This is a genomic window from Rossellomorea sp. y25 (genome assembly GCF_038049935.1).
In the GTDB taxonomy this organism is placed as follows: domain Bacteria; phylum Bacillota; class Bacilli; order Bacillales; family Bacillaceae_B; genus Rossellomorea.
This window is the reverse complement of sequence record NZ_CP145886.1, coordinates 2488250-2512151: the sequence shown is the minus strand read 5'-3', so window position 1 is coordinate 2512151 and position 23902 is coordinate 2488250. Positions and strand designations below refer to the sequence as shown.

Below are 23902 nucleotides of genomic sequence, written 5' to 3'. Positions count from 1 at the left end.
GATGATACCACAAATACAGGGAGGTTAAATGAATGGCAGTTAAACCAATGAATTCAAAAGAAGTAGCACAAAAAGTAATGAAAAAAGAAGATTTATTCATTTTAGATGTACGTAATGAAGATGCCTTTGAAGATTGGAAAATTGAAGGTGCAAAATTTGAATATCTGAACATCCCATACTTCGATCTTTTAGATGGTGTAGAAGAAATAATGAATCAACTTCCAACGGATAAAGACGTTCTTGTCGTGTGTGCGAAAGAAGGTTCTTCTATGATGGTAGCGGAAATGCTTTCAGATGAAGGGAAAGATGTTTCTTACCTTGAAGGCGGCATGAAAGCTTGGAGCGAACATTTGGAGCCTGTCAGAGTGGGTGAATTAACAAATGGCGGGGAGCTTTATCAATTTGTTCGTTTAGGTAAAGGTTGTCTATCCTATATGGTCGTGTCAAATGGTGAAGCAGCGATCGTCGATGCTACTCGTATGACTGATATCTTTATCGATTTCGCAAAAGAAAAAGGCGCAACGATTACAAATATATTCGATACTCACTTGCATGCCGATCATATTTCTGGAGGACGTAACATTGCAGAAGCAACAAATGCTACCTATTGGTTACCTCCTAAAGATGCTGAAGAAGTTACCTTTGAGTATGCAGCACTTGAAGACGGGAATAAAGTCGTGATTGGAAATACAACGATAGATATCACAGCTCTCTACTCACCGGGGCATACAATCGGTTCAACGTCATTTGTCATTGATGGAAAGTATTTATTATCAGGTGACATTCTATTTGTGGACAGTATCGGACGTCCGGATCTTGCCGGGAAAGCAGAAGATTGGGTAGCTGATCTTAGAGAAAGTCTATACAAACGATATAAAGACCTTTCTATGGAGCTTACCGTTTTACCGGCTCATTTTATGATTATTGAGGAATTGAATGAAGATGGATCTGTAGGTGAAAAGCTGGGAACATTATTTGCAAAAAACCATGGTTTAAATATCGAGAGCGAAGAAGAATTCAGAAAGCTGGTATCTGAAAACCTTCCACCTCAGCCAAACGCGTATCAAGAAATTCGTGAAACAAACATGGGTAAAGTAACTCCGGATGAAGAGAAACAGCGTGAGATGGAAATTGGACCAAACCGTTGTGCTGTTCGTTAATCAATCGTACAAATCTAAACAAATAATCAAAATGGGAACCTGCTAAAGAGGTTCCTGTTTTACTAGAAGAGGAGGAACTACACGATGGATTTGGCCTTTATTATTACGATCTTTCTAATCGGATTTGTCGGCTCTTATATATCAGGAATGGTAGGTATCGGGGGGAGCATTATTAAATATCCCATGCTCCTTTATATTCCACCAATGCTTGGAGTAGCAACATTCACTGCACACGAAGTTTCAGGTATTAGCGCAGTTCAAGTATTCTTTGCCACACTTGGTGGGGTTTGGGCTTACCGTAAAGGAGGCTATCTTAATAAAACTCTTATCACATACATGGGAGTGAGTATTTTAATCGGTAGCTTCATTGGCGGGTACGGATCTAAATTCATGAGTGAAGCTGGAATAAATATTGTGTATGGAATACTTGCATTAATTGCAGCTATCATGATGTTCATCCCAAAAAAAGGAATAGATGATGTAAAACTCGAGGACGTTACATTTAACAAATGGTTATCTGCAACACTAGCTTTGATCGTTGGTATTGGAGCAGGCATCGTTGGTGCTGCCGGAGCTTTCCTGTTGGTTCCGATCATGCTTGTTGTTCTTAAAATCCCGACAAGAATGACAATTGCCTCATCCCTGGCAATTACGTTGATATCTTCAATTGGATCAACGATTGGTAAGATATCGACGGGTCAAGTGGACTATTTACCCGCTATGATCATGGTGGTAGCTAGTTTGATTGCATCTCCACTGGGCGCTATGGCAGGAAAGAAAATGAATACAAAGATTCTTCAAATGATTTTAGCCGTTTTAATCCTGGCTACAGCGATTAAAATCTGGCTCGATATACTATAAAACTATTTAAGCTTAGTTCTTATTTACATTGCATCTTCGCTTTAAAAGAAGATTTGTTGTGAACAGAACTAAGCTCTTTTTTGTGTTGTAGATCCGTGGTTGTTATAATATTTAACAAAAAGTCATTGTAACTTTCATCTGGTATTGTGCGTCTAATCAATTGCTAGAAATAAGACTCTGGATGGATGAACATATTCAATGACACTAGTACAATGGATGAATGGAACAGCTCTATTATCCATCCAACATGAAAAGGGAGAATGATTTATGAAAAAATTGATTGGTATTGCCTTACTGTTTTCACTAATGGTGGGCCTCATTCAGCCGGCATCGGCGGCAGATAATGATAAAGAAAGCATTAATGAAAAATTCGGATTACCTATCGTCGTTTATGGAGAAACACTTACTAATGAACAAAAGAAAGAGGTTCAGGCTCAATTAGGAATTGAAGAGGGAACAGAAGTAGAAGAGTTTATGGCAACAGGCGAAGACTTGGTGAAGTATATTGACGGTGAAAACCGAAATGCCCGTATGTTCTCCTCTGCCATGATTACACGAAAAGATAAAGGTGAAGGTTTAAAGGTTAATATTGTGACGCCCGGGAATATCACGGAAGTGACGAATTCTATGTATTCTAATGCTCTTTTAACTGCGGGGGTTGAGAACGCAGTAGTAGATGTAGCTTCTCCTGTAAAGGTAAGCGGACACTCTGCATTGGTGGGAATCTATAAAGCGTATGATGTCAGTGGGGAGAAGCTTGATACAGTCCGCATGGAGGTAGCCAACGAGGAGTTAACCGTAGCGACAGAACTTGCTAAAGAAGCCGGGATTGATAAGGAAGAGGTTAGCGAACTGTTAACTGAAATCAAGAAGGAAATAGCCGAACAAGATCCAGCTACGAAAGAAGAAGTTGAAAAAATCGTCGAAGAAAAGCTCCAAACCCTGAACATCGAGCTCAGCCCGGAGGATCGCCAGCTATTAATCGACCTGTTTGAAAAAATGAGGTCACTTGATATAAATTTTGATAATGTTCAACAACAATTGGACGACTTAACGAAAGATATCCAAACTACCATTAAAGACATTGTGAATGATGAAGGTTTTGGTCAAAAAGTGTCGGACTTCTTTACCGGCTTGTTAGAGGCCATCGCTAATTTCTTTAAGTCAATAAAAAATCTATTTGGGTGATGGACTATTTGTATGCAGCATAACGAGAAGACTGAGTCAGCACGTGACTCAGTCTTTTTCGTTATATTTCAAGCAAAGGGAACCTTAGATACACTGTTGTTCCTTTGCCTTCTTCACTATCTATTGACAAAGAACCTTGATGTTTATGCATGATTTCTTTCGCTATTGATAAACCGAGACCGTATCCTCCCGTATTCCTGGTTCTCGACAAATCCGATCGGAAAAATCTTTCCCCGATTTGAGACAAAGATTCTGCTGGAATCCCAATTCCGGCATCTTCGATTTTCACCACAGCCATTCCATCTTCCTCATAGGATTGAATGATTATCCGACTCTGTTCAGGAGAATATTTCAATGCATTATCAAAAATATTATAAAACACCTGCATAACCCGGTTGGGATCCCCATTAATGATCGATTCTTCATTTAACTGATGTTGCACATCAATTTTTTTGTTTTCGGCATGAGGCTGAATGAGTGTTAAAGAATCCATTATGAACTGAGAGAGAACAATCGGTTCAATATCTAAAGAAAAAGAGGCATCCTCCAATTTATTTAATTCCAGTAGCTCTGTAATTAATTTCTGCATCCGTATCGTTTCTTTTTGAATCAGGTGCAGGCTTTCTTCCATTTCTTCAGGATTCGTTTGTACCCTGTCAGTCAATGCCTTTGCATATCCTCCAATATAAGTAAGGGGGGTCCTTAATTCATGCGCAACATTCGAAAGAAACTGACGTTTTCGTTCTTCTTGATGTTGAAGTGAGTCGACCATACTATTGAATGTTAGTGCAAGCTCCGCCATTTCATCTTTAGAGGTGACATTGAGCCTGTCCGAAAAATCCCCTTTGGCTACTTTATTCGAAAACAGCTGCATTTCCCGGACAGGTTTAAATAATGACCCTAAAGAAGATTGAATGATTAGGAACAGTACAAAATAAAACATTACCCCAGTGAGGACCAATATAGGAATCCCCTTGCTAAAGACCTCCGTCATTTCAGCCAGGGGGATATAAATAAGTAAATACCCCATTAATCTTTCTTCATTCATTAGAGGAAAGATCGCTCCAATCACATTCCGATCAAACTCTTCTACATATCCTTCTTTCATTACCCGATGACCTTTGATCAATTCACTTTTGTCATCGTTATTGATGAGAGGCTTTTGGTCAATAAGATAGGGGAAACTTTTTGTTAAGTCGTCAAGGTTCTCGACAACAGACACTTCATAAGGGGAAATTACGTTATACCAAAGAATTTTATCCCTTACACTTCCGCTTACGTCACCGTAGTGATAGTGAGCGACTGTTCTTTGTCCTTGATAAAGCAGTGACTCCTTAACCGTGCCAATATATAAATCTTTGTAGAGAAAATGAATAAAAAGAAAGGAAAAGACAATGGTTAAAAATAAGCTGCTTAATAATAGAAGAGAAACTTTTTTATTGAGAGTCAGGGTTGCGTTTTTCAAGCTGATCCCTCGAACTTATAGCCAAGGCCCCACACGGTTTCAATCAAATGGCCGTAGCTCTTTAATTTAAGTCGTAATGTTTTAATATGGGTGTCGACTGTACGATCACTGCCTTCATAGTCACTTCCCCATATTTGATCGAGCAGCTGGTCCCTCTTATACACCCTGCCTTGATTACGGGCAAGGAACAAAAAAAGTTCATATTCCTTTAAGGTCAATCGAGGTGAAAGTTCACCAACGGATACAGTTCTGGATGCTAAATTAAATGACACTGGCCCATACCGCTCAATCATCGACTGTTGACTGGATTGAGTTCCGTAAGATCTTCTCAGAATCGTTTCGATTCGTGCAACAAGTTCTTCGGCGTTAAACGGTTTAACCATATAATCGTCACTTCCCAGCTTAAGTCCCTTCACCTTGTCTAAATCATCGCCCTTTGCAGAAAGGAAGATAAAGGGGATTTGACTGGTTTCCCTAACCTCTTTTAGCAACTGATAACCATCCATGAAGGGCATCATAATATCCACAACCATGATATCCACATGTGTTTTCTTCAGTTGATCAAGAGCAGCGAGACCATTCTCTGCTTCTAAACAGAAATAATGATCCCTTTTTAAATATAGTTTGATTAGCTGTCTCATTTCAGGTTCATCATCTACAATTAAGACATTCCATTTTTTCAACGTAAATCACTCCCGTCCATTAACATAGGCAATTGCTGAGTTTTATTATAGTCGCAATTAGTGAATTTTTTATGATATAAGGTTTATTTCCACATATCTTCAGTTTTCACCATTTTAGCATGAAATACAGGAAGGGATTAAGAAATGGATTCCTTCATTTGTCCACTACTTTTCCCCTGGGCAGGGACATCTGCCCTTCCCCTTTTCCCATTTATTAATAGGCTAATAAAGAGGAGTGACGAAGATGTATGAGAGGGGAACCACAGACAGAAAAAATTTATTGAACATGTTTAATTCCGGCTCAGGATTTCCGAATAATGGGACTGGATTTAATTACGGCAGTGGAAATGGCTATCAGGGATATGGACCTTGGGCAGATTACCAAGATCAAGTGGCGGGTTTCGGAGGATATGCGCCATATAGTGGGTATGGACCACAAGGGTATCCGCCACCAGGGTTTCCACAGCAAGGTTTCGGTCCATCACCTTACGTGCCAGGAAGCGGCTATGGATATGGTATAAATCCAATCGGTGCAGGATTAATTGGTCTAGGATTAGGGTTTCTTGGAGGGCAAATCGTGAACAGCCCATTTAAAGGCCCACATAAACGTTACTATTATTATCTATAAATAAGTAAACCGACTCTAAGGTCAGAGTCGGTTTTTCTATGAAGATGTTCTATAAGGGGATAGGGTTCTAATAAGTTGCACTTGACTTAATACCTATGGGGGTATATTATGTAGATATAAAGTGAATGCTTTGGCAATCACGAGCTAAATAAAAAAGGTGAGGTGCTTATTTTGGAGTTTATAGGATTAACCTTATTGGCTGTACTTATTTTTCTTTATTTGAGAATGAAAAAACCAGGTGAAAATATCAACCAAATTTCAACGAATGAATTAAAACCATTGCTGGGGGATACCTCCAAGCAGTTTATTGATGTACGAACACCAGGAGAATTCAAACATAATCACATTGCCCAATTTAAAAATATGCCATTACAATCTTTACAACAAAACGCTCACACACTATCAAAAGACAAAGAAACCATCGTGATCTGTCAAAGCGGAATGAGAAGTGCCAATGCATGCAAGGTGCTTAATCAGCAAGGGTTCACATCTGTTACAAATGTTAAGGGTGGAATGAATTCCTGGTCCAATTAATGAGGTTCTATTTTTAGACTTTGTTTTTACAGAATAAGAAGGGTTTTTTATTACAAGGTGAACGATAATCTTAATTCTAAATGAAAAGCAAGTGCGTTATAAGAAAACAATTTTAAATAAAGAGAGGGAATGTAAATGAAAACAATCTCACCAAATGAAGTGATTGAACGATTGTCAGCTGGAGAACCCTTAAATATCATTGATGTTCGAGAGGTTGCAGAGGTGCAAACCGGGAAAATTCCAACTAGTATTCACCTTCCGTTAGGACTACTGGAATTTCGCATGAATGAATTAGATAAGAAGAAAGAGTACATTGTGGTTTGTCAATCCGGTGGTAGAAGTAGTCAAGCTGTAAGGTTTCTCGACTATCAAGGATTCAACGTAATCAATATGAATGGTGGAATGCTCGCATGGGAAGGGAAAGTTGAATAATTCTTTCCTTTTATTCTCTGATTTTCATCAAAGTATGGTGAATATTCAATTTTGTAATACCCCAATAGGTTTAAAATGTGGGAAATAGGATAATTTATTTTCGATGGGATGAAAATAGGATAAGGGAGGAATTCATAATATGACAACTACAGTAAATCAATTGACGGCAAAGGAACTTACTAAAAAGATACTTAATGGAGACAGGATGTTTATTCTGGACGTCCGCCCGAAAGATTCCTTTGATGATTGGAAGGTTGAGGGCAAGAATGTAAAAATTATTAACAAGCCTTTTTCCGAATTGAAAGACAACCTTCAATCTATTCAATCTACACTACCGAATGATGAAGCCATTTATGTTATTTGTGCCAAGGGAAATTCCTCGACGAAAACGGCAGAAATGCTTGTTGATGCCGGGATGGACAACATTTATTCCGTTGAAGGAGGCATGCAGGCTTGGAGTGAATATTTAGAGCCTGTTAAAATAGGTGATATTTCAGGCGGTGCACTTTATCAATTTGTCCGGATCGGGAAAGGATGTTTATCCTATGCCATCATCTCAAATGGAGAAGCGGCTTTCGTTGACCCCAGCCGACTGCTAGAACCTTATAAGGAATTTATTCAAGATCATAAAGTTTCCGTTCAAGCTGTACTTGATACACATCTGCATGCTGATCACATTTCGGGAGGTAAAACTTTGAGCAATGAATACAATACTCCTTATTATTTACCACCTAAAGATGCAGAGGAAGTTCAGTACGAATATGAAGAATTAAACGATGATACTGTCATTAAAGTGGGCGACACAACCATTAAAGCTGTATACTCACCTGGACATACGATAGGAAGCACTTCCTTTATTGTAGATCACCACTATTTGCTAACAGGAGATATTCTATTTATTGATTCAATAGGTAGACCTGATTTAGCCGGGAAAGCAGAAGATTGGGTAGGGGACTTGAGAAAAACATTGTATTCCAGATACAAAAACCTTGAGGATCAGTTAACTGTATTACCTGCACACTTTATGACGATAGACGAGATGAATGAAGATGGATCAGTCTCACATCTTCTAAGTGATCTATATAAGGAAAATCACGGTTTGAATATTGAAGATGAAAAAGAGTTTAGAAAAACGGTCACAGAAAATCTTCCACCTCAACCGAATAGCTATGAAAAAATTCGTGAAACCAACATGGGTAAAATGGATCCTGAAGAAGATGAAAAACGGGAAATGGAAACAGGACCAAACCGGTGTGCTGTCAGATAACAAGAAAGCTATCCTTAACTTCTAGCTGGCCAGCTGGATAAAAACCATAATGTTTAAAATAAAGGATAAGCAACTAATATACAAATCATCCCCCGAATTAGAGGGGGATGATTGCATGGAATGGAAGAACCAGGGAAGTGGAAATCATGAATGAAACCAATGAATCAAAATATATTCAGCAGCACTTAGCAAACGAACGAACGTTTCTGGCATGGATTCGAACAGCCATTGCCATCATAGGGATCGGTTTCTTAACAACAAGCTTGCATTATAACTCGCTTCAAGGGGATGCGGTCCAAGATCGAATCGCCGTTGCCATCAGTGCTATCGCTCTCATCATTGGATTAGTTATCATTATTGGATCAACTGTTAACTATTATAGGACGAGAAAGCATATAAACACACAAACATTTGTGTCCGCAGATGCCATTATTAAGATGATGGCCATTGTTGCAACTGTTGTTCTTCTATTTGTAACGGTTTATTTTTTTACACTGAATTAAAAAGAGCTGAACGAGGGAGGAGATTCAATCCCCGCGTTCAGCTTTTATTTAATCTTGTTTCTTCTCATTATAATATTGAACCGATGTCATGGCTCCTTCACTCACCATGGAATTGTCTTCGATATTGGCGGGATCCGGATTACCGCCTTTTTCTACAGGTAAATCTTCTTTTCTTCTCTTTTTGAATTTCGTAACCAATCCTTCTTTTACATTATGCAGCTGATTACGCTTCTCTTTTGATGACAGAATCCATCCTAATGAACCAGCCGTAACTGTCGCACCCACAAGTAAGCTTTTATTTACTTTCATTTTTTCTCCTCCTACCAATAATAGAGTTTGTTTGGTATGCTCTTTATTTTCCCGGCGTACATGAATTTAAACATCGGGGGTTGAATCAAATAAATCCAGGAGTGGACATTTTTAGAGTTCTAGTTAAAAATATACATAGAAGAAATGCAAAGGGAGGATGAAGTAAATGAAGGAATTAACGAAGGAAAGCGTCATTGGATTTATTGGAACAGGTGTGATGGGACAAAGCATGGCTGGGCATCTACTCGATTCTGGTTTTCCGATGGTCGTTTACAATCGCACGAAAGAGAAAGCATTAAAGCTTATACAAAACGGTGCAAAATGGGCTGACACTCCAAAGGAAGTTGCTGAAGTTTCGGATATAGTCATTACGATCGTGGGCTATCCATCTGATGTAGATGAAATTTACCTTGGTGAAAGTGGAATTCTTCATCACTTGAAACAGGGTTCGATTGCCATCGATATGACCACATCATCTCCAAGATTAGCAGAGGAAATCTACACATATGGGGTTGATAAAGGGGTTTTCACATTAGATGCCCCTGTTTCCGGGGGAGACATAGGAGCAAAAGAAGCAAGGCTTTCTATCATGGTAGGAGGAGACAAAGAACCATTCGAAACTGTAAAGCCTCTATTAGACCTTCTAGGTACAAATGTTGTATATCAAGGAAAAGCAGGGGCGGGGCAGTATACGAAGATGTGTAACCAAATCACGATTGCTTCTAACATGATGGGAGTCAGTGAAGCCCTTCTTTATGCCAAGAAATCAGGCTTGGATCCTAATAATGTTCTTAAGAGTATCACGTCCGGGGCAGCAGGAAGTTGGTCCTTAATTAATCTGGTACCACGAATGATCAAGGAAGACTATGCTCCTGGTTTTTATGTAAAGCATTTTATCAAAGATCTTAAGATTGCCCTGGATTCAGCCAAGGAAATGGACATTAAGACACCTGGGTTAGAGTTAGCCCTTTCACTATATGAAGATTTGGCTCTTAAAGGTGAGGAGAACAGCGGTACTCAAGCTCTTATTAAATTATTGGAAGCATAAAAAATAAAGCCGTCTCATCGACAGGGACGGCTTTTTATATTTTTCCAATGAAGTCAGGATCTTTCTGAATTCCGGATTGGTTCGGCAGCCAATTGGCAGGAACGCCCGCTCCTGTTTTTCTTCCAAATTGTATACCTTCCAGTACTCTCAATATTTCATACGTATTACGCCCAACCTCAGGCGGATAGATCATTTTAGATGTAATGATGCCTTCAGGGTCGATGATAATGGTGGCTCTAAACGTAGCACCAGCACGCTCATTTAATACCCGATAAGCTTTACTTATTTGATGATTTCGATCACTCACTAACGGAAATTGCACTTTAGATGCGGACGGGGATACTTCAGTGAAAACTTTGTGGGCGTAAACACTGTCTGTACTTATCCCGAGAACTTCAGCTTGCAGTGCTTGAAATTTAGGGTGAATAGCAGCGACCGCTGCCAGCTCAGTTGGTCAAACGAAGGTGAAATCGCTGGAATAAAAAAACAGAATAACCCATTTGCCCCGATACGATTCTAAGTTAACGGTGTTTATTTTCTTTTGTGCGTTATCATACGCCTCAGCAATAAAGAGAGGGGCAGGATCATTGGTTTGTGCACAAAACGGTAAGGTACAATCTTCACTTCTCACCGCACGATTAAATGAATAGTGGGGGTTATACATTGGATCACCCCTTTCACAAAAAGTACTATCAACATATGCCAGGTCATGACTTTATATGATTGGATAAGCGGTTCTTTTCCATTTCATACTTCTTTTTAAAATGGGGATAATAGGAGAGTGTTGTTACAATTTTGAAGGTTAGGTGATTCCTTTGAGAAAAAATTCAAGTAAGCAATTTTCGAAACTTATATACACAATTGGTTCTATCATGACCATGGTTGCCTTCCTTGTATCATATTTCCAAACGAAAACAATCATTCAAGCAATTAAGAAGTATAGTCCGTATAATTAAGGTTGATTGGTTGCAATATTTAGATATAACTTAGACAATGATAGTGAAGAAAAGTGAGGAGGGGTCCTGTTGAGGTTAACGGGGAAAAAAGTCATTCAATTAGTAAGTGCAGATTTCGAAGATCTTGAACTGTGGTATCCTGTATTGCGTTTGCGGGAAGAAGGAGCAACTGTACATATTGTCGGAGAAAATGCCGATCAAGAATTTATCGGAAAGTACGGAGTTCCGATTGTTTCAGAATATGCGTTTAAAGACATCAATCCTGAAGACTATGATGCCATGCTGGTACCGGGTGGGTGGTCTCCCGATAAGCTGCGCCGCTATGAAGATGTCATCTCGATGGTGCAAATCATGGATAGGAGTAAGAAACCGATCGGTCAAATCTGTCATGCGGGATGGGTATTGATTTCAGCCAAAATTCTTCAAGGTGTAAAAGTCACAAGTACACCGGGAATAAAAGATGACATGGAAAACGCTGGGGCAACCTGGGTGAACGAACCGGTCGTCACTGATGGTCATATCGTTTCAAGCCGCAGACCGCCCGATTTACCAGACTATATGAGAGAATTCATTGAAGTGATGTCAAAATAAATACAATATAAAAAGGATTGGCCAAGAAAAACTGTGTTTGTGTTTCAGTTTCACATGGACCAGTCCTTTTTCTTCCCTATTTCTTTTTTTCTCTTTTATTACGATCGTTCACCCTTGAGAAAAACGTCTGTTTAACAGATTGATGGGTCGTAATCGCTGCACCCGTTGCGATGAACCCATTGGCAATTCCATTAAAATCAAATCCCAAAGTCCAACTACTGGCAGCAACCCCCACCAGCAACAAAATCCAGATAATCAACCAATCCGGAATGTGAGGAGTCCTCTTCAATGCGTACCCTAAAACCCATAACATTGGAACAAGTACGGTGACTTGGGGGTCAATGGAAATCCCGCTTAATAAATTTTCAATCATAAGTTTCACTCCCTAAAATGAAAAATGACTTCTTTAAAGCTTATTCGAACAAAGTAGTATTTCATGACAACCTGTGCTCGAAGTTTTTAGGGAAAGTGAATACAGCAAGCATTAACATAAAAATAACAAAAATGGTAAGTTCAATAAAGTGCATCCTGATTAAAACAAACCTTTAAAGTGACATTAGAATTGTTCAATGATATTATATTGATTGACCTATTATAAAAAAGGAGCTGTTAATAATGGCGAAAAAAGGATACATACAATTTCAGACAGGTGAAAAAATCGAATTTGATCTATTTCCAAATGAAGCACCTGGAACAGTGGCAAATTTCGAAAAACTAGCAAACGAAGGTTTCTACAACGGTTTAAGCTTCCACCGTGTCATCCCTGGTTTCGTAAGCCAAGGCGGATGCCCTAATGGAAATGGTATGGGTGGTCCTGGTTACACAATCAAATGTGAAACAGAAGGAAATCCACATAAACATGAAGAAGGTTCATTATCCATGGCCCACGCGGGTAAAGATACTGGAGGAAGTCAGTTCTTCATCGTTCATGAGCCACAGCCTCATCTAAACGGCGTTCATACCGTCTTCGGAAAAGTGACTTCAGGAATCGACATCGCTAAATCAATGAAAAACGGCGACGTTATGGAGAAAATGGAAGTATACGACGCGTAATGAAAGAGGGACGGACCTTGGTCCGATGCTTTAATTAACGAGTATCTGTTGCTGGTAAAGAAAAACAATAGTTGAAATGTTATTCATGATGATGTATTATACTAATACAGGCTGCGTTGTACGTAATCATAACGAAGTTTTAACCTTTAAACTGTAATAGGGAGTTTTACATCGAAGTTGGAATGTCAAGCCTCCACGATTTGAGGACGACAGGAAACCTTCTGTAAACACCCACTTTGAGGAGTGGTGGTTTAAAACTTTCTTATATCAAATTACGGCAAATGTGGCTCCTTACATTAGTATCTCAAGCCAGTTCCCAATCGGGGGCTGGCTTTTTCATATCTATAAAAAGTTTCGTTGTGATTAATTAAAATGCCAAATAAAAAAGACCGAACCCCTAATAGGAATTCAGTCTGTAAGTTTTGTATCGAGGCCCCTCCCGTCCGTACATGGTTAAGTGTCCCGCAACAAGCGAATGTTCGGGAGAGGCAAGAATATTATAACACGCTATTAGTCTAAATAGCAAAACGGTCTATCACAGCACACCAATACGTGTTAGATAACGGTCAATGTCATTAAAATCATTCACTTCAATAAAGGAAGTATTGTTTTCCTTTAAAATAGCCTGTAGTGCTTTCATCGCAAAGGTTACATCGGCTACTTTTGCTGGATGGCTATCAGGTTCACTATCACCTGCAAAATAGATGGTTTCATACTCTTTTTTAAGGTCAGTAAGTACCTTTGATTTGTCAATTCCATATCTTGCAGAGTGATGGGGATGCCCGGGATCAATATTCATATGTACATTCTTCTCTTTGTAGTACCCTTCATTTGAATACACTTTAACATTCGTAATTTCATGCTGTTGTAGAATATGATGAATATAGTAATCAGTGCCTGCACTTAATATATAGAAGTCTCCACCTTGAGCCTGCACTTTACGGATGAAGGAAGGGACGTATTCATCTATTTCGAGAGAATGGATGTCATCAATAATCTGATTTTCTTCTTGATTGATGGATGTGAAAACCTGACTCAAGAATTCGATATCCTTTATTTCGCCTGACTTCCATTGTTTGTATAAATCTTGTCCCTCTACAAAGTATTTCTCCAGTATAAGATGATAAAAATCCTTCTTAGAGATCGTTCCGTCAAAGTCAGAAACAAATGCCCAATTTTTCATACCGAATCCTCCTCGTAACTAATCTAGTCGATTGTAGCATGTTTAAAGAGGCAGATGGAAGTAAAGGGAAGGGGGTTAACGGTAATTTGATTATGTAAATTGTAATGAGCTACATAACGAATCACCTCACAATAGAGTGAGGTGACGAGTATTTATTTCTTCAGGCTGCTTAAAAATCCCTTCAGTACTTCTGGTGTTCGTTTGACTTCTTGAATCGTGCTGGTGATAGTCGTTTTTTTGTATTCTATATCTCCCTGAATCTCCCCTTGAGTTTCTTGAAGCTGGTTCGCTTCAGTAGAAATTTTGTCCATTCTGGTTTGAATGCTTGCCACCGTTTGATTCATATCATTTATTACGGGTCGGGTCGTATTTACTGTTTTCATTAGTGCGACTCCCAACATCACTAAAGAAATCACCATCAACCCAATACTTGCATAGACAATCCACATGTTAAATTCACCTCAATAAATGTTGTTTCTAGTTATATTCCCTAAAAGCCTTGAAAAAAACGCGTGAAAATTATTTTCTATTGCTGGTTTACTAATTGCCGCATAGCTAGTAATCTAACATATAAGTCAACATAAACGAAAGAGGGGGAGAAGAAGATGATCAAAGCCATCATGTTTGATTTGGATGACACATTATTATGGGACTCCAAAAGTATTGAAGAAGCGTTTAAAGCAACTTGCCGTTATGCAGAGGCGAAAGTGGGGGTAGATTCGAAAAGCCTAGAGCTTAGTGTTAGAGATGCTGCGAGAAAGTTGTATGAAACCTATGATACATATGAGTTTACACAAAATATCGGTATTAATCCCTTTGAAGGACTTTGGGGAGACTTTCTGGATGAGCATGATGAAGGCTTCCTTAAGATGAAAGAAATCGTTCCTACATACCGCAAAAAGGCTTGGACGTCTGGGTTGCAATCTTTAGGCATTACGGATGTAGAGCTTGGTGCGGAATTATCCGAGCGATTTCGTAAAGAAAGAAAGGATAGACCTTACGTGTATGAAGATACCTTTCGTGTATTAAATGAAGTGAAGGGGAATTTTCAACTATTGTTATTAACGAATGGCTCTCCCCATTTACAGAATACAAAACTTGATAAGACTCCTGAACTTGTGCCTTACTTTGAAGAAATTATCATCTCAGGAAATATCGGTAAAGGAAAACCAGATTCCGCGATGTTCCTTCATGCATTAGAGAGGCTTAAGCTTCAAAAGGACGAAGTGATCATGGTAGGAGATAATTTAAATACAGACATACTTGGGGCCTCTAGACTAGGAATAAAAACGGTTTGGATTAATCGCGGTCAGAAAACAGTTCAAGATCTTGTACCTGATTATGAAATTAAAGAGCTCTATGAAGTACTCGAAATCGTAAATAATATGGAATAAGAGGCTTCGTAGCGAAGCTTCTTTTTTTGTCTACTCCAATCAGTCATAATACCATCAACCCCTTCATACTATTCACGGATATCTCATTTAATAAGGAGGGGGTCACTCTGATGGTACGGGGAATTCATCATGTTAACGTACATGCTTCACAATCACATGTATGGGAATTCATTCGTGATATGAATGCATGGGCTCCTCTTGTTCATGGATACAAGGAGCATTCCATTGTTTCTGGCGTTCAATCGACGTGGAAATTCACCATTCATTATGGGGTGGTGAGCAAAAGGGTTCATGTGAAAGTACTTATTACAGATTGGAAGGAACCATCTCATGTGAAGTTTATATTAAGTGGGATCAATCAAAAGTTTACTGGTGTAGGCTTTTTTAAAGCTGAAAAAGTAAACTCTTCCAATACGGCTATGACTGGATGTTTAAAGATTGAATCCTCAAGTTCACTGGCTAAAATCCTTGAATCTACATTTGATAAAATGGTCCAAGAGCTCACAAGGGAGCTAACTGAAGCGGTTGGAGAAGCAATCGAGAGAGAAGTGACCTAAAATGCAGGCCCTTATCAATGGGGCCATGTATACTTCTGGTTCAATTTATCCGCATTCAGGGGCAGCTTCTATGCTATAATGAACTATTTGTAAGCATGAGAATTGTTAGATCGAGAAGAAATACATACACTATAAAGTACATATTAAGATAATTTGTAAAACGTATAAAGGGGTCTTACCGTGCAAAACCTTCACATACTTAGAGAAGAAGCCATAGAGGAAACAAAACGAAAAATAGAAGATGATATCACACTTTACTTAGAGAAACATGAAAATTGTCCTTCATTCAGGGAGTATGTTAGTGAAAGAAGTGCCTTCTTTCACCAAATCTGGACGAATATCTGGCTTAACAAAGTAACCAACGATGTTCTTAGGAGCCATAAAAAAGCCTTTTTAAGAAAGAAAGGCTATGATATCGAGGGGACAGATAAGAAACTGATAAACAAATTATTTCGCAATGAAATTAGAGATTTTGAGCCATTTCATATTTTGAACTGGTTAAACGAAAATCCACCTTCAGCAGACGCGTGGAAAGGGCGCCATCAACATGTAAGAGAAAATTATCTGAAAAAAATTGAAGAAAAAAAACAGGCAGCACTCCAAAAAGATATCCAAAAAGAAATCATCTCCTTCATAAACACTCAAATGGAAGAGTTTGAGCTACATTGGTATGTGGAGTTACGGTATTTATTTGCAAAGAAATTTATACATGATTTAGGAACAAAAACAAAATTCCGACATACGGAACCATATATGCTGGAAGAAAAACTGGAAGATGAAGGGAAATTCACCAGTGATTCCTTTACAACGGTATCTGACTTTCTTAAGGAATTTACCGGCTCCATTCACAAGAAGAGCGAGAACTGGGATGGGCATGTGTGGGAATATGAAACCTATTTCTATCCATACGAACGATTCGTATTCTATTATTCAGAGCAAGTTGTATATCGCTCTCTTCTTGATCAAATGCCGGAAAAATTATTGACGGATTACGTTAAAATATTCGGTCAACAGTTATCAGAAGAACGCTTGAGCAGACTTAGTCACCATTTTCTCCTGACGTTGAAATCAACCTTTTTCACCATGATTCAAGAGGAGTATGTCGTGGATTTATTCAAACTTATAGAATATCCATTTGATGAGAAAATGCACCTTTCCATTTACGAAAGAGACATAAAAGAGCGGGAGAAGAGAAAGGCTGCTGAGTTAGCGGAGTTAAAACGGAAGCTAGAAGAAGAGCAGCGAATGCTGGAAGATATATTCGGAAGGGAGTACAGTCCTTCATTTCGGGGTGATATCAAGTATATTCTCCACATTGGGGAAACCAATACAGGGAAAACCCATCATGCCATCAGCCGGATGAAAGAAGCCGATAGCGGCATGTATTTGGCCCCACTCAGACTTCTGGCACTGGAGGTATTTGATACATTAAATGCTGATGGAGTACCTTGTAATCTGAAAACAGGAGAAGAGGAAAAAGAGGTTTTTAATGCAAAACATACTTCCTCCACAGTTGAAATGTTTCGTGAAAAAGACGAATATGAAGTGATTGTTATTGACGAAGCTCAAATGCTGGCCGATCAGGATAGAGGTTTCTCTTGGTACCGTGCCATTACGAAAGCGAGGGCGAAAGAGGTCCATATCATCGGGAGTGAAAACGTTCGAGAGCTGCTTTTGGAATTAGTCGGAGAAGGGAACATCGAGGTTCATAATTATAAAAGAGAAATTCCACTGCAAGTCGAATCAAAAGAATTTCAACTGCGGCATGCGAAAAAAGGGGATGCTCTCGTTTGCTTTTCCCGGAAGAAAGTATTAGATACAGCTTCAAGGTTGCAAAATAATGGTCATAAAGTGAGCATGATCTACGGTAGCATGCCTCCTGAAACAAGAAAGAGACAAATGATGCAATTTATTAAAGGGAAAACGAACATGATTGTAGCAACAGATGCAATTGGAATGGGTTTAAATTTACCGATACGAAGAATCGTATTCCTGGAAACCGATAAATTTGACGGAACGAGAAGGAGAAGGCTGACATCCCAGGAAGTAAAGCAGATTGCAGGCCGTGCTGGTAGAAAAGGTCTTTATAATGAAGGGAAAGTCGCTTTCACAAAGGATATTAAAGTGATGAAAGAACTTTTGGATCAGCCCGATCGCTCTCTCGAAACATTCGCCATCGCACCGACAAGTGGTGTGTTTGAACGTTTTCAACGCTATTACCATGACCTTGACACGTTTTTCTATTTATGGGAGAAATTCAAAAGTCCTTACGGAACAGAGAAAGCTACTCTATACGAAGAAAAAGAGCTATATGAATTAATCCGTGGGACCGATATTGAGGCGAAGCTAACATTAAATGATCTGTACGGTTTTTTACATCTTCCCTTTTCGAAAAAAGAGGCTCAGTTAACTGAGCAGTGGTTAGAGTGTATGTACGCCATTGTACACGGAGAAGAATTACCGGAACCAGCTATTAAGAATAAAAACCTGGAACAAAAAGAGGTTTCCTATAAGGCTGTTGGTCTGCATCTCTTGTTCTTATATCGTTTAGGTAGACAAACAGAGGCATATTACTGGGAGCGAATTCGAAGTGAAATCGCTGATGGAGTACACGAAAGTCTCAGAACAGAGGTCACCAGTATGACTCAAACGTGTAAACAATGTGGAAAGAAACTCCCTCCAAACTTTGGGTTTCCTATATGTGATCGGTGCCATGCAGCCAGAGTAAAAAGAAGAACGAGAAGAAGGCCTCCTTATTCGAATTCATGAGCAAATCATAAGGAGGAATGCATGATTTATGATACGATCAGATATGAATTGAAAATGTAAATAGAGGTGTATAGGATGAAAATTGAAATTTGGTCAGATTATGTATGTCCATTTTGTTATATAGGAAAACGCCATTTAGAAGAAGCGCTTCAACAATTCCCTCAAAGAGATCAAGTTGACATTGTGTTTAAAAGCTTTGAGCTAGATCCCAATGCGCCAGTCCATACAGAAATGAGTATTCAAGAAATTCTTTCAAAAAAGTATGGTACGTCTCTTGAACAAGCAAAAAACATGACAGACAGCATGACGCAGCAAGCGGCAACCGTTGGTCTGGATTTTCGTTTTGATACCAGTATTCCGACGAATACTTTCGACGCCCATCGCCTGACAAAATATGCGGAAACGAAGGGGAAGGAAGCAGAGCTTACTGAAATACTGTTACACGCTCACTTTACTCTTTCAAAGCATATTGGTGACAAGGAAACTCTGTTAGGATTAGCGAAACAAGCCGGATTAGAGGAAATAGAATCAAAAGCTGTTTTAGAAGGCAGTGACTTCTCTCAAGATGTCCGAACTGATGAAGAACAAGCAAGACAAATTGGAGTACAAGGTGTACCATTCTTTGTGATTAACCGTAAATACGCTATTTCAGGTGCGCAGCCAAGTGACGTTTTCTTGAATTCCATCCAAAAAGTTTGGGAGGAGGAAAATGAAGCTTCACCACTACAACCTCTTGGAGCTGAGGGGATGGCTTGTGATGAAAATGGATGCGATGTTCCACCATCTAAATCGTAATCCAAAGAGACATTAAATAGTAAGTAAAAAGCAAGTGAGGGATGCTCACTTGCTTTTTTACTGGGTATGAATTTTTTTGCTATTTACTATAAAAATTCTCTGTGAAATATGGCTGTTCTTTTTCGTTAAATGCGACTCCTACGCCTAGATGTTCATAATGAGGTTGCAGGATGTTTTCCCTGTGACCTTTTGAGTTCATTAATCCTTCATGTGCGTGGATTGAACTTAATTGACCGTAGGCTAAATTTTCGCCTGCGGTACGGAAGGATACCTGATCTTCTTCCATACGGTCAAATGGGGATTCACCTTCCAAATTCGTATGACTGAAGTAGTCCTGCTCTGCCATATCCAGACTATGTTTTCTAGCAGTGTCTCTAACTTGATCATCCCATGAGAGAACATTAAACCCTTTTTCGACACGTGTAGCATTTGTTAAATCGAAAAGCTGGAATTCAAATCCTTCTTTCAACTCGTTACTTGCTTCTGAATAGAAATTCTTCTTACTTGCTTCCAGGCTTTCATCGATTATTTGTATGGCCGTGACGGTGTCATTTTCATGCTTGTCATAGAACACGGTTACGTAGCTTCCATCCACTTGATAGACTTCCTGTTCACCATTGTTTTGGAGCTGATATAGAGTCAATCCTTTTCGGATATTTGAGAGTGGTTCACCGAGTTCATTCTGAACCACCTCTTTGGATACCCCCATTTCGATACCTGATGAGGAGGAAAGGAGGTCTTGATTGGTGTAAAGGCCGTTAACCCGGTTATTTTCATCATAAGAAACCATTAAGAAATTACGGTAGTTTTCGTGATATGCATTCCAGGAAACACCGTATTCATTAGTGGATTTTCTCTTGGCCTCTCCCAGCTCCTGTTCAAGTTTATCTTTTGAATCTCCCATTACAATATTATAGATAGAAAAGGTTTGATCACTTGGTACTGTTAAAGCAGGTTTTTCTACAGGGTTCTCATCCTTTGTATCAGAGGGATCTTCGAGATCTCTAAATGACTCGTCCAACTTTATGAGCAGAAGGTTTACTTCGTTGTAAAGTTGATCGAAGGTGTCTTTCACTTTAGGACTGTTCTTTATTTCTTCAATTTTTGTGAGCACAGAATTGAATTCTGTTGCTTCCACTTTGTCTTCCCATGCGGGTTTTGATATATAGGCAAAAGCAACTATCATAATAAGAAAAAACAATCGTCTCAATTGCTAACACTCCATTCTATCTTCCATTGTATCCAAATTTAGAAATAAGTAAAAAGGGAAATGCTTATTCACTATGTTTAGTACCCATTTTCAACCATCTTCAATCAAAAGAACCTGTTTTAGTATGGTTGGCTCTGGGTAAGATAAAAGCATAGGCAGGCACGACAAACTTACATATAAGGGGAAATTCACAATGAAATTATCTCATGAAGAACGGATTCAACTACATGAATTTAATAACTTAACGAAGTCATTGAGTTTTAATATGTACGATATTTGCTATACTAAGACCCGTGAAGAACGTGAAGCGTATATTGAATATATCGATGAACAATACAATGCTGATCGGTTAACAAAAATCCTGACACATGTATCGGATATTATTGGCGCACACGTCTTGAACGTTTCTAAGCAGGATTATGTCCCGCAGGGAGCTAGTGTGACAATCCTGGTTTCTGAAGGGCCGATAGTTGAAGTGCCTACGGAACATTTTGATGAATCTCCGGGACCACTACCATCCACAGTTACGATGCACCTTGATAAGAGCCATATCACAGTTCATACGTATCCAGAGTATCATCCTCACGAAGGGATTTCTACTTTCCGGGCAGATATAGATGTCTCTACTTGCGGGGAAATTTCTCCACTTAAGGCGTTGAATTATCTTATTCACTCCTTCGACACAGACATCATGACGATGGATTATCGGGTGAGAGGATTTACACGTGATATCAACGGACGAAAATTATTTATCGATCATGATATTAATTCAATTCAGAATTACATACCAGAGGAAATCAAAGATGAATATCACATGATCGATGTAAATGTGTATCCTCAGAATATTTTTCATACAAAATGTAAGTTGAAAGAATTTGATTTAAATAACTATTTATTCGGCTATACAAAAGATAAACTGGATGAAAGTGAAATGGATGAAATTACAGATAAAGTGAAAATGGAAATGGATGAAATTTTTTACGGTAAGAACATTCCTAAGCCATGAAAATGGGGAGACACACTTCGTCACGAGCAGATTCGTGACGGAATGTGTTTTTTTAATGAAATCTCATTATTGCGAAAATAGAATTAGAGAAGGGAAATGCATCTGTCTTGAAGAATAGGTAAATATGCTTGAAATTAGAAGGGGGAACAAGGAATGAATTCACATGAAATTGAGTATAAATTGCATGGGGACGATATGCAGTTTGTTGAAATAGAATTGGATCCAGGAGAAAGTGCCGTAGCCGAAGCTGGTGGAATGATGATGATGGAAGACGGCATAGAGATGGAAACGATCTTTGGAGATGGTTCCAAGGGTAGCGGGACCGGGGGGTTTTTAGGAAAGCTTGTTGGTGCAGGGAAGCGTGTATTAACGGGTGAAAGCTTGTTCATGACCGTATTCACCAATGAGGGGAGGGGTAAAAAGCATGTATCATTCGCTGCCCCTTATCCAGGAAAAATCATCCCGGTTGATCTAAGTGAATTAGGCGGTAAAGTTGTTTGTCAAAAGGATGCCTTTCTATGTGCAGCAAAAGGAGTTTCTGTTGGGATCGATTTTCAAAAGAAATTAGGAACAGGCTTCTTCGGCGGTGAAGGATTTATTATGCAGAAGCTTGAGGGCGACGGATTAGCCTTTCTTCATGCAGGAGGTACGATCTATAGAAAAGAACTTCAACCTGGCGAAATGTTACGGGTAGATACGGGTTGCTTAGTGGCCATGACGAAAGATGTGGACTACAATATCGAGTACGTCGGAAAGATTAAATCTGCCTTCCTTGGAGGAGAAGGATTGTTTTTTGCTACAGTCCGTGGACCTGGAACTGTCTGGATTCAGTCACTTCCATTCAGTCGTTTAGCTGAAAGAATTTATGCAAGTGCTCCCCAGGGCGGAGGTCGTTCGACTGGTGAGGGAAGTTTACTTGGTGGAATCGGTGATTTTCTAAACGGAGACGATTGATTTAGTGCTATACATAAAAAGCATTTCCATTCGTGGAAGTGTTTTTTTATTTTCAAACGTTTCCGCTTTCGCTTCGTCCAGCTCCAGCGGCGGGAGGCGACAAGCCGCTCCCGCTTTTGCAGTGGGTATTCACCTATTTAGACCCCACATCATATGTTTAAATATATGATGCGAAAGGGTGATTTCATGAAAGGAAAGGTTCGTCATTATTATGCTGGGGGAAATACGGCTAAAGGCTTTTACAGTCTATATGATTCGGTGTTAAATGGATTAGAGCGGATTTATATCCTTAAGGGTGGTCCCGGGACCGGTAAATCCTCATTGATGAAGTCGGTTGGAGAACGATTTGAGGGTAAAGGGTTAGAGGTTGATTATTTACATTGCGCTTCCGATAATCACTCAATCGATGGCGTTCTACTCCCGGAATTTGGGGTTGGCATTGTGGATGGGACGGCTCCTCATATTATAGAACCGAAAGCACCCGGCGTTATTGAAGAATATGTGAATTTAGGAGCGGCATGGGACTCAAATAAACTTTTGCCGCACAAAGAGGAAATCCTTGGCTTAAACGATAAAATCGGCTCATTCTTTCAGAAAGCATACGATACCTTTGCCGCATCCCTGAGTGCCCATGATGACATAGAAGAAATCTACATTTCCAACATGAACTTCCCAAAAGCGAATGAATTAGCAGATGAGTTAATTTCACTCTTCTTTGATAATAAGAGTCTTTCTAAACCCTCTACTGTCAAACATCGGTTCTTAGGTGCCGCTACTCCTGATGGGGCAGTTGACTACATTCAGAATTTAACAGAGGATGTCGGTAAGCGCTACTTCATCAAAGGGCGTGCAGGATCCGGAAAGTCAACGATGTTAAAGAAAATTGCTTCTGCTGGAGAAGAGAAGGGTTATGACGTAGAGGTTTATCATTGTGGATTTGACCCTAATAGTCTTGATATGTTGATCATTAGAGAAAAAGGAATCGCTATTTTCGATAGTACAGCACCACATGAATATTTTCCTGACCGGGAATCTGATGAAATCATCGATATGTATGAACGATGCATCACCCAAGGGACAGATGAAAAATATGCTGCCGATATAGAACGAACGACAAAAGCTTATAAGGATAAAATGAAAGAAGCAATCTCATATCTTAAAGAAGCTAAGTGTCTTCGTGAACAACTTGAATCCATCTATATAAGAGCAATGGACTTTTCAAAGGTGAATACGATTAGAGAAGAAATCTTTCAGGAAATAAATGAGTTAATAAAGAAGTAGTATATGAGTGAACACGCGAACGCGATGATCTTTAGGTGATCGCGTTTTTATTTAGGTGATTAGCTTGAAGGATTC

26 protein-coding genes and 1 other RNA gene are annotated in these 23902 nt (G+C 39.2%); 19 read left to right on the top strand and 8 right to left on the bottom strand.

What is annotated here, in order from left to right; translation table 11 throughout:
• The first annotated feature begins 32 nt into the window (after positions 1-32).
• The 3 genes from AAEM60_RS12555 (at position 33) to AAEM60_RS12545 (ending at position 3209) form a co-directional block, all read left to right on the top strand.
• Entirely contained in the window at positions 33-1160 is a 1128-nt protein-coding gene (locus tag AAEM60_RS12555; RefSeq protein ID WP_341356445.1) for an MBL fold metallo-hydrolase, read from the top strand.
• Positions 1161-1244: 84 nt separating this feature from the next.
• Entirely contained in the window at positions 1245-2021 is a 777-nt protein-coding gene (locus tag AAEM60_RS12550; protein ID WP_341356444.1) for a sulfite exporter TauE/SafE family protein, read from the top strand.
• 267 nt (positions 2022-2288) lie between these two features.
• Positions 2289-3209, top strand: a complete 921-nt coding sequence (locus tag AAEM60_RS12545) for a DUF1002 domain-containing protein (protein WP_299737324.1) — start codon at positions 2289-2291, stop codon at positions 3207-3209.
• A gap of 61 nt (positions 3210-3270) precedes the next feature.
• Here AAEM60_RS12545 and AAEM60_RS12540 read toward each other — a convergent pair whose 3' ends face one another.
• Together AAEM60_RS12540 and AAEM60_RS12535 are read right to left on the bottom strand one after the other, a co-directional pair.
• Entirely contained in the window at positions 3271-4674 is a 1404-nt protein-coding gene (locus tag AAEM60_RS12540; RefSeq protein ID WP_341356443.1) for an ATP-binding protein, read from the bottom strand.
• Positions 4671-5357, bottom strand: coding sequence for a response regulator transcription factor (locus AAEM60_RS12535; protein WP_299737319.1), 687 nt, complete (start codon positions 5355-5357; stop codon positions 4671-4673). Before AAEM60_RS12535 ends, AAEM60_RS12540 begins: the two co-directional genes overlap by 4 nt.
• A gap of 244 nt (positions 5358-5601) precedes the next feature.
• On the opposite strand from AAEM60_RS12535, the gene AAEM60_RS12530 reads away from it, so the two are divergent.
• The 5 genes from AAEM60_RS12530 (at position 5602) to AAEM60_RS12510 (ending at position 8721) form a co-directional block, all read left to right on the top strand.
• Positions 5602-5985, top strand: a complete 384-nt coding sequence (locus AAEM60_RS12530) for a hypothetical protein (RefSeq protein WP_341356442.1) — start codon at positions 5602-5604, stop codon at positions 5983-5985.
• Between the two features lie 195 nt (positions 5986-6180).
• Positions 6181-6519, top strand: coding sequence for a rhodanese-like domain-containing protein (locus AAEM60_RS12525; protein WP_341356441.1), 339 nt, complete (start codon positions 6181-6183; stop codon positions 6517-6519).
• Positions 6520-6654: 135 nt separating this feature from the next.
• Positions 6655-6951 (top strand): rhodanese-like domain-containing protein, encoded by a 297-nt coding sequence (locus tag AAEM60_RS12520; RefSeq protein ID WP_299737312.1) that lies wholly within the window; start codon positions 6655-6657, stop codon positions 6949-6951.
• Between the two features lie 139 nt (positions 6952-7090).
• Complete coding sequence (locus AAEM60_RS12515; protein WP_341356440.1) at positions 7091-8218, top strand: MBL fold metallo-hydrolase; 1128 nt, start codon at positions 7091-7093, stop codon at positions 8216-8218.
• A 107-nt stretch (positions 8219-8325) separates the two neighbouring features.
• Complete coding sequence (locus AAEM60_RS12510; protein ID WP_299737308.1) at positions 8326-8721, top strand: DUF202 domain-containing protein; 396 nt, start codon at positions 8326-8328, stop codon at positions 8719-8721.
• Positions 8722-8769: 48 nt separating this feature from the next.
• On the opposite strand, the gene AAEM60_RS12505 is transcribed toward AAEM60_RS12510, so the two are convergent.
• Positions 8770-9030: a hypothetical protein gene (locus tag AAEM60_RS12505; protein ID WP_299737306.1), complete on the bottom strand. Its 261-nt coding sequence runs from the start codon at positions 9028-9030 to the stop codon at positions 8770-8772.
• Positions 9031-9196: 166 nt separating this feature from the next.
• Between AAEM60_RS12505 and AAEM60_RS12500 the strand changes: the two genes are divergently transcribed.
• Positions 9197-10078 (top strand): NAD(P)-dependent oxidoreductase, encoded by an 882-nt coding sequence (locus AAEM60_RS12500; protein WP_341356439.1) that lies wholly within the window; start codon positions 9197-9199, stop codon positions 10076-10078.
• Positions 10079-10112: 34 nt separating this feature from the next.
• Here AAEM60_RS12500 and AAEM60_RS12495 read toward each other — a convergent pair whose 3' ends face one another.
• Entirely contained in the window at positions 10113-10742 is a 630-nt protein-coding gene (locus AAEM60_RS12495; protein ID WP_299737301.1) for a peroxiredoxin, read from the bottom strand.
• A 361-nt stretch (positions 10743-11103) separates the two neighbouring features.
• On the opposite strand from AAEM60_RS12495, the gene AAEM60_RS12490 reads away from it, so the two are divergent.
• A complete protein-coding gene (locus AAEM60_RS12490; RefSeq protein ID WP_341356438.1) occupies positions 11104-11625 on the top strand; it encodes a type 1 glutamine amidotransferase domain-containing protein in 522 nt (173 codons plus the stop codon).
• Positions 11626-11701: 76 nt separating this feature from the next.
• On the opposite strand, the gene AAEM60_RS12485 is transcribed toward AAEM60_RS12490, so the two are convergent.
• On the bottom strand, positions 11702-11998 hold the full coding sequence (locus AAEM60_RS12485; protein ID WP_299737297.1) for a phage holin family protein: 297 nt from the start codon (positions 11996-11998) through the stop codon (positions 11702-11704).
• A 242-nt stretch (positions 11999-12240) separates the two neighbouring features.
• On the opposite strand from AAEM60_RS12485, the gene AAEM60_RS12480 reads away from it, so the two are divergent.
• The gene (locus tag AAEM60_RS12480) at positions 12241-12678 is read left to right on the top strand and encodes a peptidylprolyl isomerase (protein WP_113967927.1); all 438 of its coding nucleotides are present in this window, start codon (positions 12241-12243) and stop codon (positions 12676-12678) included.
• A 105-nt stretch (positions 12679-12783) separates the two neighbouring features.
• A non-coding RNA gene (ssrS, locus tag AAEM60_RS12475) (6S RNA) lies at positions 12784-12972 on the top strand.
• Positions 12973-13213: 241 nt separating this feature from the next.
• On the opposite strand, the gene AAEM60_RS12470 is transcribed toward ssrS, so the two are convergent.
• Together AAEM60_RS12470 and AAEM60_RS12465 are read right to left on the bottom strand one after the other, a co-directional pair.
• On the bottom strand, positions 13214-13861 hold the full coding sequence (locus AAEM60_RS12470) for an MtnX-like HAD-IB family phosphatase (protein ID WP_341356437.1): 648 nt from the start codon (positions 13859-13861) through the stop codon (positions 13214-13216).
• A 152-nt stretch (positions 13862-14013) separates the two neighbouring features.
• Positions 14014-14310: a DUF948 domain-containing protein gene (locus tag AAEM60_RS12465; RefSeq protein ID WP_299737291.1), complete on the bottom strand. Its 297-nt coding sequence runs from the start codon at positions 14308-14310 to the stop codon at positions 14014-14016.
• Between the two features lie 156 nt (positions 14311-14466).
• Here AAEM60_RS12465 and AAEM60_RS12460 point away from each other — a divergent pair, with 156 nt between their 5' ends.
• The 4 genes from AAEM60_RS12460 to AAEM60_RS12445 all read left to right on the top strand — a co-directional run bounded on the left by AAEM60_RS12460 (position 14467) and on the right by AAEM60_RS12445 (position 19376).
• A complete protein-coding gene (locus AAEM60_RS12460; protein ID WP_341356436.1) occupies positions 14467-15255 on the top strand; it encodes an HAD family hydrolase in 789 nt (262 codons plus the stop codon).
• Positions 15256-15365: 110 nt separating this feature from the next.
• Positions 15366-15812, top strand: coding sequence for an SRPBCC family protein (locus AAEM60_RS12455; protein WP_341356435.1), 447 nt, complete (start codon positions 15366-15368; stop codon positions 15810-15812).
• Positions 15813-15992: 180 nt separating this feature from the next.
• Positions 15993-18581, top strand: coding sequence for a helicase-related protein (locus AAEM60_RS12450; RefSeq protein WP_341356434.1), 2589 nt, complete (start codon positions 15993-15995; stop codon positions 18579-18581).
• Between the two features lie 75 nt (positions 18582-18656).
• Entirely contained in the window at positions 18657-19376 is a 720-nt protein-coding gene (locus tag AAEM60_RS12445; protein WP_341356433.1) for a DsbA family oxidoreductase, read from the top strand.
• A 79-nt stretch (positions 19377-19455) separates the two neighbouring features.
• Here the strand turns inward: AAEM60_RS12445 and AAEM60_RS12440 are convergent, their stop codons facing one another.
• Complete coding sequence (locus tag AAEM60_RS12440; protein WP_341356432.1) at positions 19456-20586, bottom strand: CAP domain-containing protein; 1131 nt, start codon at positions 20584-20586, stop codon at positions 19456-19458.
• 193 nt (positions 20587-20779) lie between these two features.
• Here AAEM60_RS12440 and speD point away from each other — a divergent pair, with 193 nt between their 5' ends.
• The 3 genes from speD to AAEM60_RS12425 all read left to right on the top strand — a co-directional run bounded on the left by speD (position 20780) and on the right by AAEM60_RS12425 (position 23827).
• Positions 20780-21592 carry an adenosylmethionine decarboxylase gene (gene speD, locus AAEM60_RS12435; protein ID WP_299737277.1) on the top strand — a complete coding sequence of 271 codons (813 nt, stop codon included), beginning with the start codon at positions 20780-20782 and terminating at the stop codon, positions 21590-21592.
• 153 nt (positions 21593-21745) lie between these two features.
• A complete protein-coding gene (locus tag AAEM60_RS12430) occupies positions 21746-22546 on the top strand; it encodes a TIGR00266 family protein (protein ID WP_299737274.1) in 801 nt (266 codons plus the stop codon).
• A gap of 186 nt (positions 22547-22732) precedes the next feature.
• Positions 22733-23827 (top strand): PRK06851 family protein, encoded by a 1095-nt coding sequence (locus tag AAEM60_RS12425; protein ID WP_299737271.1) that lies wholly within the window; start codon positions 22733-22735, stop codon positions 23825-23827.
• The last annotated feature ends 75 nt before the right edge of the window (positions 23828-23902 follow it).